This window comes from Zoogloea oleivorans (assembly GCF_008107625.1).
Classification (GTDB): Bacteria; Pseudomonadota; Gammaproteobacteria; order Burkholderiales; family Rhodocyclaceae; genus Zoogloea; species Zoogloea oleivorans.
This window is the reverse complement of the sequence record NZ_SDKK01000039.1, coordinates 631-14363: the sequence shown is the minus strand read 5'-3', so window position 1 is coordinate 14363 and position 13733 is coordinate 631. Positions and strand designations below refer to the sequence as shown.

Genomic DNA, 13733 nt, shown 5'->3' with positions numbered 1-13733 from the left:
ACGCTTCGGAGTCCATTGGGCTTGACACTGCCAGTTTATTAAATGCCCCATGACGTTTTGACGATGACTCCATAGCTTCGTAGCACCGATGCCCGTGGCGACTGTTCCTGCTATCCGACAGGAGGTTGCGCCATGGCAGAGTTGAGTTCCGATCATTGGCGTCCGAGCGCCGCGTATCTCTATGTCCTGCACCTGGACGGCCCGGCCTTGGCCTGGGAATACCTGCGGCGCGACCTGGACTACCGGCGCGACTGGCTACGCCGTCAGCGCCACCCCGAGGTGGCGCAGCGCTGGGGCCTGCGCCTGCTGGAAGATCCCGGCCAGGATGCGCGGGACGCGCACCCGGCCTGGTTCCCCGACCACGATACCGTGGTGCAGCTCTATCCCGATGCTGATCCGCCACCCAATGCCGGCCTCTTCGAATTCTGGCGCATTCCCGGCCACAAGCAACTGATCCATGACGGCCGGCGCCTGGTGCTGATCGTTCGGCAACCGGGCTGCTGCCTGCGTATGGCGCTCGCGCCCGCGCTGGAGGACGGCATGGCTTACGTCTACGCCATCCGCGCCTGCCAAGCTCCTTGCGTCCGCTATCGCGCGCTGGCGGGCGAACTGAACAAGCTGCAGGAGGCCAGCAACACCACGCCTGCGGGAGTGGTCAAACCGCGTCCATCCCCGTCGTCATTGCTGGAACTACACACCCTACAGGCGCTCGACGGCACCCTGGCGGGTGCGTCTTTGCGCACGGTGGCCGACGTGCTGTTCGGCCCCGATGCCGTGGCCGAGGGCTGGCACGCTGATGGCGATCTGCGCGCCCGCGTGCGCCGCTTGGTGCAACGCGGGAAAAAGCTGATGCGCGGCGGCTATCGCCGCCTCGCACAGCTTCCGCCGCTTGAGCAGGGACGTTTTGCATCGGACGCAAAACGTCCCTGAGCAGAACGCCGCGCTTTCTTGAGACTGGCCTCCATCCGGTCACGCTCTTGTGGCCGGCGATCCTGACCGATGGAGGTTCACACCATGAGACCAGTCCCCTTGCGGCCCGCTGCCGCACCCGCTGCCACGCAGCAACCCGCACAGCCTGTGCGCTACCTGACCAACGACGAGGCCGCCGAGTTCCTGCGGCTGTCGCCGCGCACATTGGAAAAACAGCGCGTGATCGGCGGCGGGCCGCGCTTCCGCAAGTTCGGTCGACGTGTCATGTACGCGGTGGCCGACCTCGAAACCTGGGCGGATGCCCGTAGCTTCGAGGCCACTTCCGACCCCGAATACGCCGAGCGCCACTCTGGCGACAGCCGCGATGGTCAGCATGGTCGCCGCTGACCTTAGGCAAGCCAGGCACGCCGGTGACGCTCGCCATGTCCAGCCCATCGCTGCTGCCAGCGCAGACTATGCAGCAGCACGAACAGCTCGACCTGTTTCGCGCGCTGCCGGGCGACATGGCGCCGCGCGACGCCCAGGACTTGATGGCCTATCCGTTCTTCTCGCTAGCCAAGTCGCGGCGTATTGCGCCGATCGACTTTCGTTCCGGCGGCGTAACCGTGCGCGTGGAAGGCACGGCCGAGCATGGCATCGCCACGATCTGGGATGCCGATATCCTGATCTGGGCCGCCAGCCAGATCGTGGAAGCGCGGGATGCTGGCATTCGCAGTTCGCGCCGGATGCAAGCCACTCCCTACGAGATCCTGCGCTTCATCGGGCGCGGTACGTCGCTGCACGACTACCAGCGCCTGAAGGCGGCGCTGGACCGCTTGCAGTCCACCAGCGTGGCGACTTCGATCCGGGAAACAACAGGCAGACGCCTGCACCGCTTCTCGTGGATCAACGAGTGGAAGGAGCGGGCCGACAGCAAGGGGGTTCCGCTGGGCCTCGAATTGATTCTGCCGGACTGGTTCTATGCCGGCGTGCTGGACGAAGCCCTGGTACTGACCATCGACCCGGCGTATTTCAAGCTCACGGGCGGTATCGAGCGCTGGCTGTACCGCCTGGTGCGCAAACACGGTGGCAAACAGCCCGGTGGCTGGCAGTTCGACTTCCCGCACCTGCACCGCAAATCGGGCAGCTCGGCACGCTTCTCGGACTTCGCCTACGACCTGCGTGCCTTGGTGGCACGGCAGTCGTTGCCGGGTTACACCCTGAGCATCGAGCGATTGCCGGGAGAGCCGGAAATCCTGGCTTTCCGGCCCGTGCCGCAAACGGCACGGGGATAAGTCGTGGACAACCTGTGAATGACCTCGTGCTATCAGGCGCAAGGTGGCTCGTGCTATCGGGAGTACGTCTCTCGTGCTATCAGGAGTACGAATCGCCCGCAAAGCCAGTAACGGCGCGGGTTCCCGCCTCCCTTAACTTACCTAACTTAAAACCTCTAACTTTTAATAAGAGCGTGCCGGTTCGGTGGATAAGTGCTGAAACCGGCTTTGAACCCCGCTTTCAAAACCGTTTGCCAGCAGGAGCAAGGCCATGATCATCGCCTTGCTCAACCAAAAAGGCGGGGTCGGCAAGACCACGCTCGCCACCCACATCGCCGGTGAACTAGCGATGCAGGGCAAGCAAGTCATCCTGCTGGATGCCGATCCGCAAGGGTCATCCCTGGATTGGACACAACGGCGCAGCCAGCAAGGGCTGCCCAGATTGTTCAGCGCAGTCGGCTTGGCAAGGGAAACCCTGCACCAGGAAGCGCCAGAACTGGCCAGGCGCTGCGATCACATCGTTATTGATGGTCCACCCAGAATCGCCGCACTCGCGCGCTCCGCGCTGCTGGCGGCCGACTGCGTGCTGATCCCGGTGCAACCCAGTCCTTACGACGTTTGGGCCAGCGCCGAGATGGTGGCGTTGATCCGCGAGGCCCAGGTCTTCAGGCCAACGCTGCGCGCGGCCTTCGTCATCAACCGGCGGGTCAGTACCACGGTCATCGGGCGCGAGGCGCGCAACTCGCTCGCCGATCAACCGCTGCCAGCACTGCGTGCGGAGATTCGCCAGCGTATCGTCTTTGCCGACAGCGTGGCCGCTGGTCGGCTTGCACGCGAACTGGTGCCGGACAGCGCTGCCGCGCGTGAGATCACTGCGTTGGTTGATGAGCTGCTGCGGTGGTCGCCATGACCAGCAAGCGCATCGCCATCGGCGCACGTCCACCGGCGAATCCGCAAGCCGAAGCCTGGATTCGCCAGGGTGAAGGTGCAGACATCAACAAGGGCGATCTCTACACCGCGCGCCTGACCCTCGACGTGACGCCCGCGCTACGCGCTCGCATCAAGGTCTCAGCTTTCACCCAAGGCACCACGGTGGCCGAACTGCTGCGCGCCTTGCTGGAACATGAGTTCCCGGAGAAGACACCATGAATACAAACACGCAGGTCCAACCAACAACAAGCGCGGCTGCGCCACCGCCATCGCTGCCCGCACTTACCGGCCAAGTCGGCAATGTGCCGCTGACCCGCGTGGCACTCGCTTACGTGGACAAGCGCATCAACCTCTATCTGCGCTTCGGCAACCCGGCGCGCACTATCCAGCTCGACCGCTGGCGGCGCAGCGCGGTGTTCCTGCCGGCGTTCATCTTCTGCCGCATCCGCTGGGAGTCCAACGACTACGGTACGACCCGCTGGCAGCTCATGGTGATGCAGGCCTGCACGCCGCTGGACGCAGTGCAGCGCATTCCCGGCATACACCCCGGCGCGCGCATCCTGCTGCACGCCGAAGGTGAACGACAGGTGCAGGCCGTGCTGCCATTGATAGACGCCATCGAAGCACTGGGTATCGCCCCCATCGACGTGTCGCCAGCGTACTGGCGCACGCTGGGCAACCGTCTCTCCGCACACCTGGCGCTGCCGCAATACACCGCCGAGCGGCATGCCGCCTGGCTCGCCGGGAAGGAATTGCAATGACTGCCAAACCTCGCTCGCGTCTGTGCGCTCACCTTGTGTTGGCAGTGCTGTCCACTTGCGGCCTTGCTGCGATGGCCTGGGCATCCTTTGCGATGCCTTCGGCACATGTCGTCTACAACCCGTCCAACAGTGTGCCGGTCGGCTGGTATCGCATCGAATCGGTCACTTCGCCAGCCGACTCGCTGCACGTCGGCAGCATCGTGCTGGCCCGGCTTCCGGCAGAAGCGGCCGCACTGGCTGCGCAGCGTGGCTACCTGCCGCCACACATTCCGCTGCTCAAACGTATCGGTGCGGTTGCTCCTCAAGACGTTTGCATCGTCAATGGTGTTGTGCGCATTGACGGCGTGCCGGTGGCCGCCGTGTTGCGCACCGACCGGATGGGGCGTCCGCTGCTTTCCTGGCAGCAGTGTCGGGCGCTTGCCGAAGGTGAACTGTTTCTGCTCAGTGTCACCAATCCGGCGTCGTTCGACAGCCGGTATTTCGGGCCGATTGCTGCATCCGCCGTGATCGGTACGGCGCAGTCGGTCTACCTGGAGAAGCAACCATGAAATCGACCGGCTGCATGCAGACTGACCGAGGATCTTTACGGCCTCGCTTTTGCGTTGACGTGCTATCGGACTTGTCGTTGCCGATGCTGGCACAACCTCATTGTGCGTGCAGCTTGAATGCATTTGCACCGCGCTTTGCCCTGCATCCGTTGCTGCGTTTGAGGAACAGTTCTTCGCACGCTTTCGCGCACGTTTGCGTGCGCCCCAACGTGCAGATGGCTTGCCCCGAGCGCGCCATGCCGCAGGCATGGTTGGCGCTCGTCGGCTGGCAGGCTGCGCGGGACGCAGCGCCGCCGGGGCACCGCAGACCCGTGCCGTCAGGCAGGGGGAAGGTGCAGGGCAAGATTGAAGGGTCCGGCACGCTGCCGGCCCATAAGCGAGTCTGCACGTGGGGTTGGCGCGGCACGCGCTATTTGGCGGCACCGTGCCGTCAAGTTCGCCAAAGCCTTGTGGGCATTGGCGAAACCGCGTGCATGGCACGCCCTGGTCGGATGGCCGTGGCTGGAGTATCCGCATGAGCAGGCGCGGCAACTCGGATGGTGAAGACCGTTTTAGCATCCGGCCCGGCGCACCCAAGCAGCGCGGCCAAGCCTTCGTCTCGCAGGTGCTGCGGCAGGCCAGCAAGGGGGCCAACTCGACTGGCCGCAAACCGGGAAAGACACCCGGATCACGTCTGGGGCGGGGCCATGTGGCTGCGCGCTTCACCGGGCAGTCGCTATCTGCGACCTCTCGGCGTGCCACCGTCAAGGTGCGGCTGGTCTACCTCAAGCAGGCCGGTGCGCGTTCAACCATCACGCACCTGCGCTACATCGAGCGCGAAGGCGTCGGCCGCGAGCAGGACGCCGGCAAGGCCTATGGGCCAATGACCGATGAAGCGGACTTGCCGGCTTTCGAGGAACGTGGCCGGGAAGTTCGGCACCAGTTCCGCTTGATCGTCTCGCCCGAGGATGCCGAACAGCTCGATGACCTGCGCACCTACACGCGCCACCTGATGGGCCGTATGGAGGCCGATCTGGGCAGCCGGCTGGACTGGGTGGCGGTGAACCACTGGAACACCGACAACCCGCACACGCACATCGTATTGCACGGCAAGGATGACACGGGCAAGGACCTCATCATTTCGCAGGCCTACATCACCCGCGGCATGCGCGAGCGCGCTGCGGAGCTGTCCACCGAATGGCTGGGGCCGCGCATCGAACTGGAGATCCAGCGCACACTGGTGCGGGAGGTCGATCAGGAGCGGTGGACCAGCTTGGACCGCACGCTGCAACGCGAGGCAAAGGATGGGCTGAACCATGTGGATCAGCCGGCCAGCGATCCGAATCTGCGACAGCAGCGCGTGCTACTGGTGGGTCGTTTGCAGCGGCTGCAACGCATGGGGTTGGCGAGCGAGCAACAGCCCGGCGTCTGGGTGGTTCACGCCGATGCCGAACCCGTGCTGCGAGCGATGGGCGAACGCGGCGACATCATCCGCACCATGCAGCGGGCCATGGGAGGTGCGCAGCGCGACCTGGCCGTGTTTCAGCCAGGCCAAGATAGCCGTTCCGTTATCGGCCGGGTAGCCGGTAAAGGGCTTGCGGACGAGCTGTACGACAAGGGCTATCTGGTAGTCGATGGCATCGACGGCAAGGCGCACTATGTGGCGTTGCCTGCCAAGATGGAGCTGGCGCAGTACCCGGTCGGCACCATAGTCGAAGCACGCGGTTCAGTCGAATTCCGGGCGGCTGATAAGAACATTGTCGCGCTGGCAGTCGATGGCCTCTACCGTACCGATCATCACCTCGCCGTTGCCAAGGCGCAGGCCACGTCCGGACGCGATCCGCACGAGGTGATCGATGCACATGTTCGGCGGCTGGAGGCACTGCGTCGGGCTGGCATTGTCGAGCGCATCGCCGAGGGCGTCTGGCGCGTGCCAGTGGAACTGCCTGAGCAAGGTCGGCAATACGACATGCAGCGACTGGGTGGCGTGTCAGTGGAGTTACGTTCGCATCTGCCCATTGAACGACAGGCTTTTGTGATCGGTGCGACATGGTTAGATCAGCAATTGATCGGCGGAGCCAGCGGCATCGCCGACAACGGTTTCGGCGGAGAGGTACGCAATGCGTTACGGCAGCGAGCCAACTTCCTGATCGATCAGGGACTGGCTGAACGACGCGGGCAGCGGCTAATCCTCGCCCGCAACCTGCTGGCGACACTGCGCGGCAGGGAGGTGGAGGCTGCGGGCGGGCGCATCGCGGCCGAAACCGGCCTGGCGCATCGGCCGGTGGCCGATGGCGAGCGCATCACCGGCGTCTACCGGCGCAGCGTCCAACTCGCCAGCGGCCGCTTCGCGATGCTTGATGACGGCATAGGCTTCAGCCTGGTGCCGTGGAAGCCAGTGATCGAGCAACGGCTGGGGCAGACTTTGACCGCCGTAGTGCGTGGTGGCGGGGTGTCGTGGGAGTTCGGGCGGCAACGCGGGCCGTCAATCGGCTGAGATGGTTCGGCTTTGCGTCTCTCAAGCCACAACCCAAGGCGAAACCGGCTGGCATTGGGATGCCAGCTCATCCACTACGACGCGCGCCTTGGTCGACAAATGCCGGGTTTGCAGCCACGAGGCGCGAATCGAAAGGGCCAGAGTTCTCTCTGGCCCTTTTCACGTTTGCTGTAGCACAAGCACTGACGCAGGTTTCCGGTGACAAGTTTGACCCAGAATTTAATTGACGCTGGCAACAAAGCGTCGACTCGCGGACTTTGCGACGCGCACTCATCCGAAAATTCACTTGCAAGGTGCCAATGGCGATGTTCTAATAAACGTTCGTTTAGTTTCAGAATCGCCCGACTCAGGAGGAATTCGATGGCTGAGAAAGCCCCCAAGAAGAAAAAGATGCGCGAAGAGGTGCTGGAACGGTCGGTTCCGCTCTTCGCAACGGTCGGATTTGACGGGGTTTCGATGCGTGATATCGCGGCTGCCGTGGGTGTGACGCCTGCCGCCCTCTACCACCACTTTTCGGACAAGGAGCAGCTCTATCTGGATGCGGTCGGCTATGCCTTCGAAGAAAAGGTGGGGCCCTTGAAGACACTCCTGGACGGTGGAGGAAATCCCTGGGAGCGGATCGAGGCATTCATCACGCGGCTTGCGAACCTACTCGCCGCCGAGCGGGACTTTCTACGCCTGATGCAATGGGTGCTGCTGGACAGCGATGAACGGCGCCAACGTAGCCTGGTGGACTGCGTTTTTAGAGACCTGTTCAACGCACTGCGCGATTTCGCCGCAGAACTCGCTCCGGGCCATGACGCCCATCGGCTTGCCGTTTCGATAATCGGCTTGGTGCTCTATCCCTTTGAAACCCAGTCGGTGCGACGTTTCCTGCCGGGCTACACCCACCAGCAGGAAGACCCCCAGGCCATTGCGCGGCATATCGTCGGCTTGCTACGCAACGGTCTCGGCGGAATCAACGAGGAAAATCCATAACAACGCCCTGTCTAGGGCAAACGTGCGGAGCAGACGTACCCTGCTCTATAACTGCAAGGAGAAGAAGCGATGAAACTACAAAAATGGTTAGTCCTGTCGGTACTGGTGATCGGCGCAAGTGCACAGGCGGCGGAAGACCCCGCGGCAAAGCCGGTCGAGCCGGCCAAGGTGTCCGTGCTGCAGAAAGCGGAGGAAGGTGCGAAGAAGGCGGCCGAGGAAGCCAAAGAGGCGACGCGCAAAGCCGCAGAAGCCGCCAAGCTGGCTGTAGATAAGGCTGAGCAGGCCGTCAGTGAAGCCTCGCAGAAAACCGCGGAAGCTGCCCGGCAGGCGGCACGGGATGCTGATGAAGCCGCCAAGCTGGCTGTACGCAAGACCGCAGAAGCCACTCGAAAAGCAACCGCAGCCACCAAGGAAGCCGCGCAGAAGGCCGAGGAAGCCGCTAAAAAAGCAGCCGTAGCCACCAAGGAAGCTGCACAGAAAGCCGAAGAAGCCGCCAAAAAGGCGGCCAAATCTGGCAAAGAGGCTGCGCAGAAAGCGGCCGAAGCCACGCGGGACGCCGCACAGAAAACCACTGAAGCCACCCGAGAGGCTGCCGACAAGGCGCTTGAGGCAACCAAGGAAACGGCTCGGAACGTCAAAGATGCCGTGACGAAGTAACCCTTATCGGGCAGGCTGCTTGCCCGATAAATTTTCACAGCGTTGCGCTTTCATTTTTTATTTTTATCACTGATCGAGAGGTATGCCATGTCTAAATCCAACACACCCAGTTCCACGACCAAAGACAAACTGATTGCCGACATAAAGCAGATTGTCGCCGATGCCGATGCGCTCTTGCAGGCTACTACCGATCAAGCCAGCGAGAAGGTCGCCGACTTGCGCATCGGCCTTCGGAAAAACCTGAAGACGGCCCAAGGCCGACTTGCCGAGTTCGAGGCCACCGCCGTCGACAAAACCACGGAAGCCATCCGGGAGGCACTGCAAAAAATCTCGGAAGCGGCCAATCAAGCGACTGTAGCCACCATGGAAGCGGCGCAGAAGGCCGAGGAAGCGGCCAAAAAAGTGGCGGGGTCCGGTAAAGACGCGGCCCAGCACGCCGCAGAAGCCGCCAGGGATGCAGCCCAGAAAGCAGTTGCCGCCACCAGGGAGGCCGCCAACAAGGCACTGGATGCAATGCAGGATTGGATGCGATGACGGAAATGGCCCGGAAGGCCAAAGACACCATCAACAAGTAGCTCTTGGCACGCACGACCTGGTCGCATCGGCGGACGGGTCGTGGAAGGCCCGCGCCTAGCAGCCTGTCGGACTAACGCAGCGCGAATGGGATAATGCGCACTTGCCCACCGAACTGATCCTGAGAAATGAGCCGCTTCCATCCTGTAGACCGCCAGACCGGTTATCTGCTCCCGCCCTCGGTCGATGAATGGCTGCCGGAAGACCACCTTGCCCGGTTTATTGTTGAGGTGATTGATGGACTCGACGTCAGTGCCCTGGAGAAAGCCTACGCGGGTCGTGGCAGCGCGGCGTATCACCCCTCGGTATTATTGGCATTGCTGGTGTATGGCTACGCCAACGGCGTCTTCTCAAGCCGAAAGATAGAGCGGGCGACCTACGACTCGGTGGCGTTTCGCTTCATTGCGGCTGGCACCCACCCTGACCACGACACCCTGGCGAGCTTTCGTCGGCGCTTTCTCGACGAGTTGGCTGGCCTGTTCGTGCAAGTACTGGAGATGGCGCGGGAAATGAAGCTCCTGAAGCTGGGCACGATCAGTCTGGACGGTACCAAGATCAAGGCGAACGCCTCGCGCCACAGCGCTTTGTCACACGGGCATATCGAGCAACTGGAAATCCAGCTCAAGGCAGAAGTTGAGTCCTTGCTGGCGACGGCCGAACAGGCCGACCAATCCGCCGTGCCGGATGGCATGAATCTGCCGGAGGAAATTGCTCGACGCCAGGCCCGACTGGGGGCTATGGCAGCCGCCAAGGCCAAGATCGAAGAACGTGCGAAAGCCCGCTTTGAGAAAGAGCAAGCCGAGTACGAAGGCAAGTTGGCGCGTCGAGAAGCCAAGGCTAAGGAAAGCGGCAAGAAACCCGGTGGCAAGCCGCCGAAACCGCCGGTTGCCGGGCCGAAGGCGCAAGACCAGCTCAATTTGACGGATGAACAATCGCGCATCATGCCGGTTGCCGGCGGCGGCTTTGAGCAAGCGTATAACGCGCAGGCAGCGGTTGATACGGGCACGATGCTGGTTGTCTCACTAAACGTGACGCAAGCCTGCAATGACAAGGAACAGGTGGTGCCGATGCTTGAGCAACTGGCAGCGCTGCCGGCCTCACTGGGTCGGCCGCAGGCACTGGTGGCGGATACGGGTTTTTACAGCGCCAAGAATGTCAGTGCCTGCGAAGAGAGCAGTATTGAGCCGTTCATTGCGGTGAAGCGGGATGAGCATCATCCGGCGCCGACGGAACGCTTTACCGAGCCGGCTGCCTTGCCAGCTGATGCCACGCCCGCCCAGGCCATGGCGCACAAGCTGAAAACGAAGGCGGGCCGAGCCCTCTACGCGTTGCGCAAGCAAACCGTCGAGCCCGTGTTCGGCATCATCAAGTCCGTGCTGGGCTTTCGTCAGTTCTCCCTGCGCGGCCTGAAGAAAGTCACCGGTGAATGGACACTGGTTTGCCTCGCCTGGAATTTGAAGCGCATGGCCGTATTGCGTCCGCAGTAGCAAAAACAAGGGAAAATCGTGCGTCTTACGACAAAAATCAGCGAAATTCGGCCTTTCAGGCCCCATTTTATCGACCTGGCCGGTTCAAGACCGACAGGCTGCTAGGCGACGCGATGAGGTAACAGCTATCGCAGCCACCAGGGCTGCTGGTATTTTTATGCGCGGCACCGCCATGACACCCGGTTGTTCAGGTCATCACTTCAGGAGGATCACTATCATGCAAAACGAAACAGGCAACAATATTGGCGGCAGTAACGATGCAGTGATGCTCGAAGCTGAAGTGCGTAGCGCCGTCGAGCAGGGTCACGATGTGCAGGAAATGGTGCGGCAGCTCACCTTGCGCAAGATCAGTGCGCGCTCGCTCGATATCGAATCCCTGCGACAGATCGCGCGTGCCGTGCTGAGCGGCGCGCGGGCCGGCGCACAAAAGGAGTTGCAGCAGTCAGCGGCACAAACCGAAATCATGCGGACACGCCTCAAACAGGCCGTCGCTGGGCTGGACGCGGCGTTGGCGCAGTTTGCCGAAGCCTCCAAACTGGCGGTGGAAGAAGCGGCGGTCCGGGCGCAGACATTTTCCCGTGAGGACCTCGCCCGTGCGCGCACCGACCTGGAAAGCCTGGAGGCGATGTTCCTGGAAACCCTGCAAAGCTCGGCCTCGGGTGCCAAGGATGCCGCAGGAGAAATCCTGTCCGATCTGGCGAGGCACGCCCGCCTCTATGGCTCCGCCGTGCGCGCACAGTTGAAGGAAACCCTGGCCGTCATCACGCACCAGCTTGGCACGGCGGGACGCACTCAGGTTGTTGCCGGCTTGCATCTGGCACAAGCCACTTCCGACCTGCTGCGCCAAATCGCTGCCGGCGTGCTCACCGGCCTGGCCGATCACGTCAAACCCGGCCATTCCCAAGGCAAGGGCAACTGATGCTGTGGCAGGCCCTGACCGCAGTGCGCGACATCGGCCGCCTGCATGACATCACCTCGATCCTGATCCGCTACGGCTTTGGCGACATGGTGCGCCGGATGGGACTGGCCAATGCCCTGGAGCGGGCCGGGCGGGCGCTGCACTGGAACGAAGCGCAGGAACTGGCTCATCTCGACCCGCCCGCCCGGGTGCGGCGCGCGCTGGAGGAATTGGGGCCGACCTTCGTCAAGCTAGGCCAGGTGCTTGCCACCCGCATCGACCTGTTCGAGCCAGAATGGATCGCCGAATTCGGCAAGCTACAGGACAGCGCACCCGCTGCCTCCTACGCCGGGATACGTCAGCAGCTCACCGAAGACCTGGGCGCACCGCCCGAGGAGGTGTTCGCCGCCTTCGACCCCGAGCCGCTGGCGGCCGCCTCCGTCGCACAGGTGCACCGCGCCCGCCTCGAAGACGGCAGCGAGGTGGTAGTCAAAGTACGTCGGCCAGGCATCCGGCCGATCATCGAAGCCGACCTGCGCTGGCTCGCCAGACTGGCGAAACTCGCTGAGGGGGAAAGTCCGGAACTGCGCGCCTTTCGCCCGCAGGAAGTGGTGCGCCAGTTTAGCCAGTCGCTGCGGCGCGAACTCGATTTCGCTGGCGAATGCCGCAATGCCGAGCACATCGCGGAGAATTTTGCCGGCTATACCGACAAAGACGAGCCCACCGGCGACGCCTCTGCCGAAGCTGCGCCTGAACCGCCTCCGGCGCTCCCAATCATCATCATCCCCCGCGTCTATTGGCAATGGACCGGCGAACGGGTGTGCGTGCAGGAATTCATAGCCGGCATTTCCGGGCGCAAGCTTGCCACCGTCGACGAGGCCGGCCTCGACCGCAAGGTCCTCGCCCGCCGGGGCGCGCACGCAGTGTTGAAGATGATCGTCGAGGACGGCTTCTTCCACGCCGACCCGCACCCCGGCAACGTGTTTTACCTGCCCGGCAACCGCATCGCCTTCATCGACTTCGGCATGGTCGGGCGGCTCACCGAGGTGCGCCGCGACCAGTTGACCGGCCTGCTGCTGGGGCTGGTCAAGCACGAGCCGCGCCGCGTCGCCGACGTGATGCTCGACTGGACCGGCGACGGCGCCATGGATGAGGACGGCCTGCTTGTGGAAATCCAGACTTTTGTGCAGCAGTACCACGGCGTGGCGCTCAAGCAGCTCCGGCTCGGTGCCATGCTCTCCGACTTGGTGGCCATTTTGCGTCAGCACCAGCTGGCCTTGCCGCCCGATCTGAGTCTGCTGATCAAGGCCTTCATCTCGCTCGAAGGCATGGGCCGCGAGCTCGACCCCGACTTCGACATGGCCGGCGAGGCGATGCCTTTGCTGGAACAGGCGCTACGGGCACGTTATGCACCCACTGCGCTCCTCCAACGCGGCTGGCGAGGGGTCAGCGAAGCGCTTTCCCTGGTGGCCGGCCTGCCCCAGGATATCTCCCGGCTGTTGCGCGCCGCCCGGCGCGGCCGGCTGGAAATCCACATTGACATCACGCACCTCAAGCGTGTCGGCAACCAGCTTGACAGCGCCGCCAACCGGCTGGTGGTCGGCATCGTCGTCGCCGCCCTCATCATCGGTTCCTCCATCGTCATGACGGTGCCCGGCGGTCCTACCTTGCTGGGGCTACCCTTCTTCGGCCTGCTCGGCTTCGTCGGCGCCGTCATCGGCAGCCTCTGGCTGCTGCTTTCGATCTGGCGTAGCGGGGGCAAGGAATGAGCGGATCGCAGACAGCGCAGGGGTTCGGTGCTGACCCGCTCATCGCGCTGGCGCTGGCGGCCGCGTTCACCCTGTTGGTCGCCCTGGCATGGCTTGCGCTGGTGCGGCAACGCAGCCGGGCGCGGCACCCGGCTTCGGACGTGCCAGCAGCGAGCGATGTCGGAGCCGCCCCGCCCAGAAAGATCGTCATCTTCTACTCGTCCATCGGCCACGGCCACATCAGCGCCGCGCAGGCCATCCAGGAGGAGATCGGCCGGCTGGCGCCGGGCGCGCGCGTGATCCTGCAGGACATCCGCGAGTTCATGCATCCGCTCTGGCGCTGGGTGGACGAGCGGCTCTACTGGTTCATCGCCGGCAATCTCCCGGAAAGCTTCGACGCGCTGTTCCATGCCCTGCAGGCGCGTGGCAACCGGGTGCCCTCGCTGGCATGGCTGTCCAACGACTACCCGGAAGACCAGGTGCGCGCCTTCCTG

At 63.3% G+C, this 13733-nt stretch carries 14 protein-coding genes and 1 pseudogene; all 15 read left to right on the top strand.

Going from position 1 to position 13733, the window contains the following annotated elements:
- The first annotated feature begins 132 nt into the window (after nucleotides 1-132).
- Nucleotides 133-930, top strand: a complete 798-nt coding sequence (locus tag ETQ85_RS24015; protein WP_011797828.1) for a DUF2285 domain-containing protein — start codon at nucleotides 133-135, stop codon at nucleotides 928-930.
- A gap of 84 nt (nucleotides 931-1014) precedes the next feature.
- Nucleotides 1015-1317: a helix-turn-helix domain-containing protein gene (locus ETQ85_RS24010; RefSeq protein ID WP_011797829.1), complete on the top strand. Its 303-nt coding sequence runs from the start codon at nucleotides 1015-1017 to the stop codon at nucleotides 1315-1317.
- Between the two features lie 35 nt (nucleotides 1318-1352).
- A complete protein-coding gene (locus ETQ85_RS24005; RefSeq protein WP_011797830.1) occupies nucleotides 1353-2204 on the top strand; it encodes a replication initiator protein A in 852 nt (283 codons plus the stop codon).
- Between the two features lie 250 nt (nucleotides 2205-2454).
- Entirely contained in the window at nucleotides 2455-3093 is a 639-nt protein-coding gene (parA, locus tag ETQ85_RS23995) for a ParA family partition ATPase (RefSeq protein WP_011797831.1), read from the top strand.
- Nucleotides 3090-3332 carry a hypothetical protein gene (locus ETQ85_RS23990; RefSeq protein ID WP_011797832.1) on the top strand — a complete coding sequence of 81 codons (243 nt, stop codon included), beginning with the start codon at nucleotides 3090-3092 and terminating at the stop codon, nucleotides 3330-3332. Before parA ends, ETQ85_RS23990 begins: the two co-directional genes overlap by 4 nt.
- Nucleotides 3329-3874 carry a DUF2840 domain-containing protein gene (locus ETQ85_RS23985; protein WP_011797833.1) on the top strand — a complete coding sequence of 182 codons (546 nt, stop codon included), beginning with the start codon at nucleotides 3329-3331 and terminating at the stop codon, nucleotides 3872-3874. The genes ETQ85_RS23990 and ETQ85_RS23985 overlap by 4 nt, the downstream gene beginning before the upstream one ends.
- On the top strand, nucleotides 3871-4422 hold the full coding sequence (locus tag ETQ85_RS23980; RefSeq protein ID WP_011797834.1) for a S26 family signal peptidase: 552 nt from the start codon (nucleotides 3871-3873) through the stop codon (nucleotides 4420-4422). The genes ETQ85_RS23985 and ETQ85_RS23980 overlap by 4 nt, the downstream gene beginning before the upstream one ends.
- Before the next feature lie 514 nt (nucleotides 4423-4936).
- Nucleotides 4937-6898 carry a relaxase/mobilization nuclease and DUF3363 domain-containing protein gene (locus tag ETQ85_RS23975; protein ID WP_011797835.1) on the top strand — a complete coding sequence of 654 codons (1962 nt, stop codon included), beginning with the start codon at nucleotides 4937-4939 and terminating at the stop codon, nucleotides 6896-6898.
- Between the two features lie 360 nt (nucleotides 6899-7258).
- Nucleotides 7259-7876 carry a TetR/AcrR family transcriptional regulator gene (locus tag ETQ85_RS23970; protein WP_148581559.1) on the top strand — a complete coding sequence of 206 codons (618 nt, stop codon included), beginning with the start codon at nucleotides 7259-7261 and terminating at the stop codon, nucleotides 7874-7876.
- 69 nt (nucleotides 7877-7945) lie between these two features.
- Entirely contained in the window at nucleotides 7946-8533 is a 588-nt protein-coding gene (locus ETQ85_RS23965; protein WP_011797837.1) for a hypothetical protein, read from the top strand.
- Nucleotides 8534-8620: 87 nt separating this feature from the next.
- Entirely contained in the window at nucleotides 8621-9067 is a 447-nt protein-coding gene (locus tag ETQ85_RS23960) for a DUF883 domain-containing protein (RefSeq protein ID WP_007182752.1), read from the top strand.
- 167 nt (nucleotides 9068-9234) lie between these two features.
- Complete coding sequence (locus ETQ85_RS23955; RefSeq protein WP_148581258.1) at nucleotides 9235-10593, top strand: IS1182 family transposase; 1359 nt, start codon at nucleotides 9235-9237, stop codon at nucleotides 10591-10593.
- A 157-nt stretch (nucleotides 10594-10750) separates the two neighbouring features.
- Nucleotides 10751-11512 carry a DUF6781 family protein gene (locus tag ETQ85_RS23950; RefSeq protein WP_246128888.1) on the top strand — a complete coding sequence of 254 codons (762 nt, stop codon included), beginning with the start codon at nucleotides 10751-10753 and terminating at the stop codon, nucleotides 11510-11512.
- Nucleotides 11512-13260 carry an ABC1 kinase family protein gene (locus ETQ85_RS23945; RefSeq protein ID WP_007182750.1) on the top strand — a complete coding sequence of 583 codons (1749 nt, stop codon included), beginning with the start codon at nucleotides 11512-11514 and terminating at the stop codon, nucleotides 13258-13260. Before ETQ85_RS23950 ends, ETQ85_RS23945 begins: the two co-directional genes overlap by 1 nt.
- Nucleotides 13257-13733 (top strand): annotated as a pseudogene (locus tag ETQ85_RS26730) (hypothetical protein); the annotation flags it as partial. The gene ETQ85_RS23945 and the pseudogene ETQ85_RS26730, both read left to right, overlap by 4 nt.

Coding starts and splice junctions, on each gene's coding strand:
- ETQ85_RS24015 (WP_011797828.1), top strand. CDS start 133: ATGGCAGAGTTGAGTTCCGATCATTGGCGTCCGAGCGCCGCGTATCTC.
- ETQ85_RS24010 (WP_011797829.1), top strand. CDS start 1,015: ATGAGACCAGTCCCCTTGCGGCCCGCTGCCGCACCCGCTGCCACGCAG.
- ETQ85_RS24005 (WP_011797830.1), top strand. CDS start 1,353: ATGTCCAGCCCATCGCTGCTGCCAGCGCAGACTATGCAGCAGCACGAA.
- parA (WP_011797831.1), top strand. CDS start 2,455: ATGATCATCGCCTTGCTCAACCAAAAAGGCGGGGTCGGCAAGACCACG.
- ETQ85_RS23990 (WP_011797832.1), top strand. CDS start 3,090: ATGACCAGCAAGCGCATCGCCATCGGCGCACGTCCACCGGCGAATCCG.
- ETQ85_RS23985 (WP_011797833.1), top strand. CDS start 3,329: ATGAATACAAACACGCAGGTCCAACCAACAACAAGCGCGGCTGCGCCA.
- ETQ85_RS23980 (WP_011797834.1), top strand. CDS start 3,871: ATGACTGCCAAACCTCGCTCGCGTCTGTGCGCTCACCTTGTGTTGGCA.
- ETQ85_RS23975 (WP_011797835.1), top strand. CDS start 4,937: ATGAGCAGGCGCGGCAACTCGGATGGTGAAGACCGTTTTAGCATCCGG.
- ETQ85_RS23970 (WP_148581559.1), top strand. CDS start 7,259: ATGGCTGAGAAAGCCCCCAAGAAGAAAAAGATGCGCGAAGAGGTGCTG.
- ETQ85_RS23965 (WP_011797837.1), top strand. CDS start 7,946: ATGAAACTACAAAAATGGTTAGTCCTGTCGGTACTGGTGATCGGCGCA.
- ETQ85_RS23960 (WP_007182752.1), top strand. CDS start 8,621: ATGTCTAAATCCAACACACCCAGTTCCACGACCAAAGACAAACTGATT.
- ETQ85_RS23955 (WP_148581258.1), top strand. CDS start 9,235: ATGAGCCGCTTCCATCCTGTAGACCGCCAGACCGGTTATCTGCTCCCG.
- ETQ85_RS23950 (WP_246128888.1), top strand. CDS start 10,751: ATGCGCGGCACCGCCATGACACCCGGTTGTTCAGGTCATCACTTCAGG.
- ETQ85_RS23945 (WP_007182750.1), top strand. CDS start 11,512: ATGCTGTGGCAGGCCCTGACCGCAGTGCGCGACATCGGCCGCCTGCAT.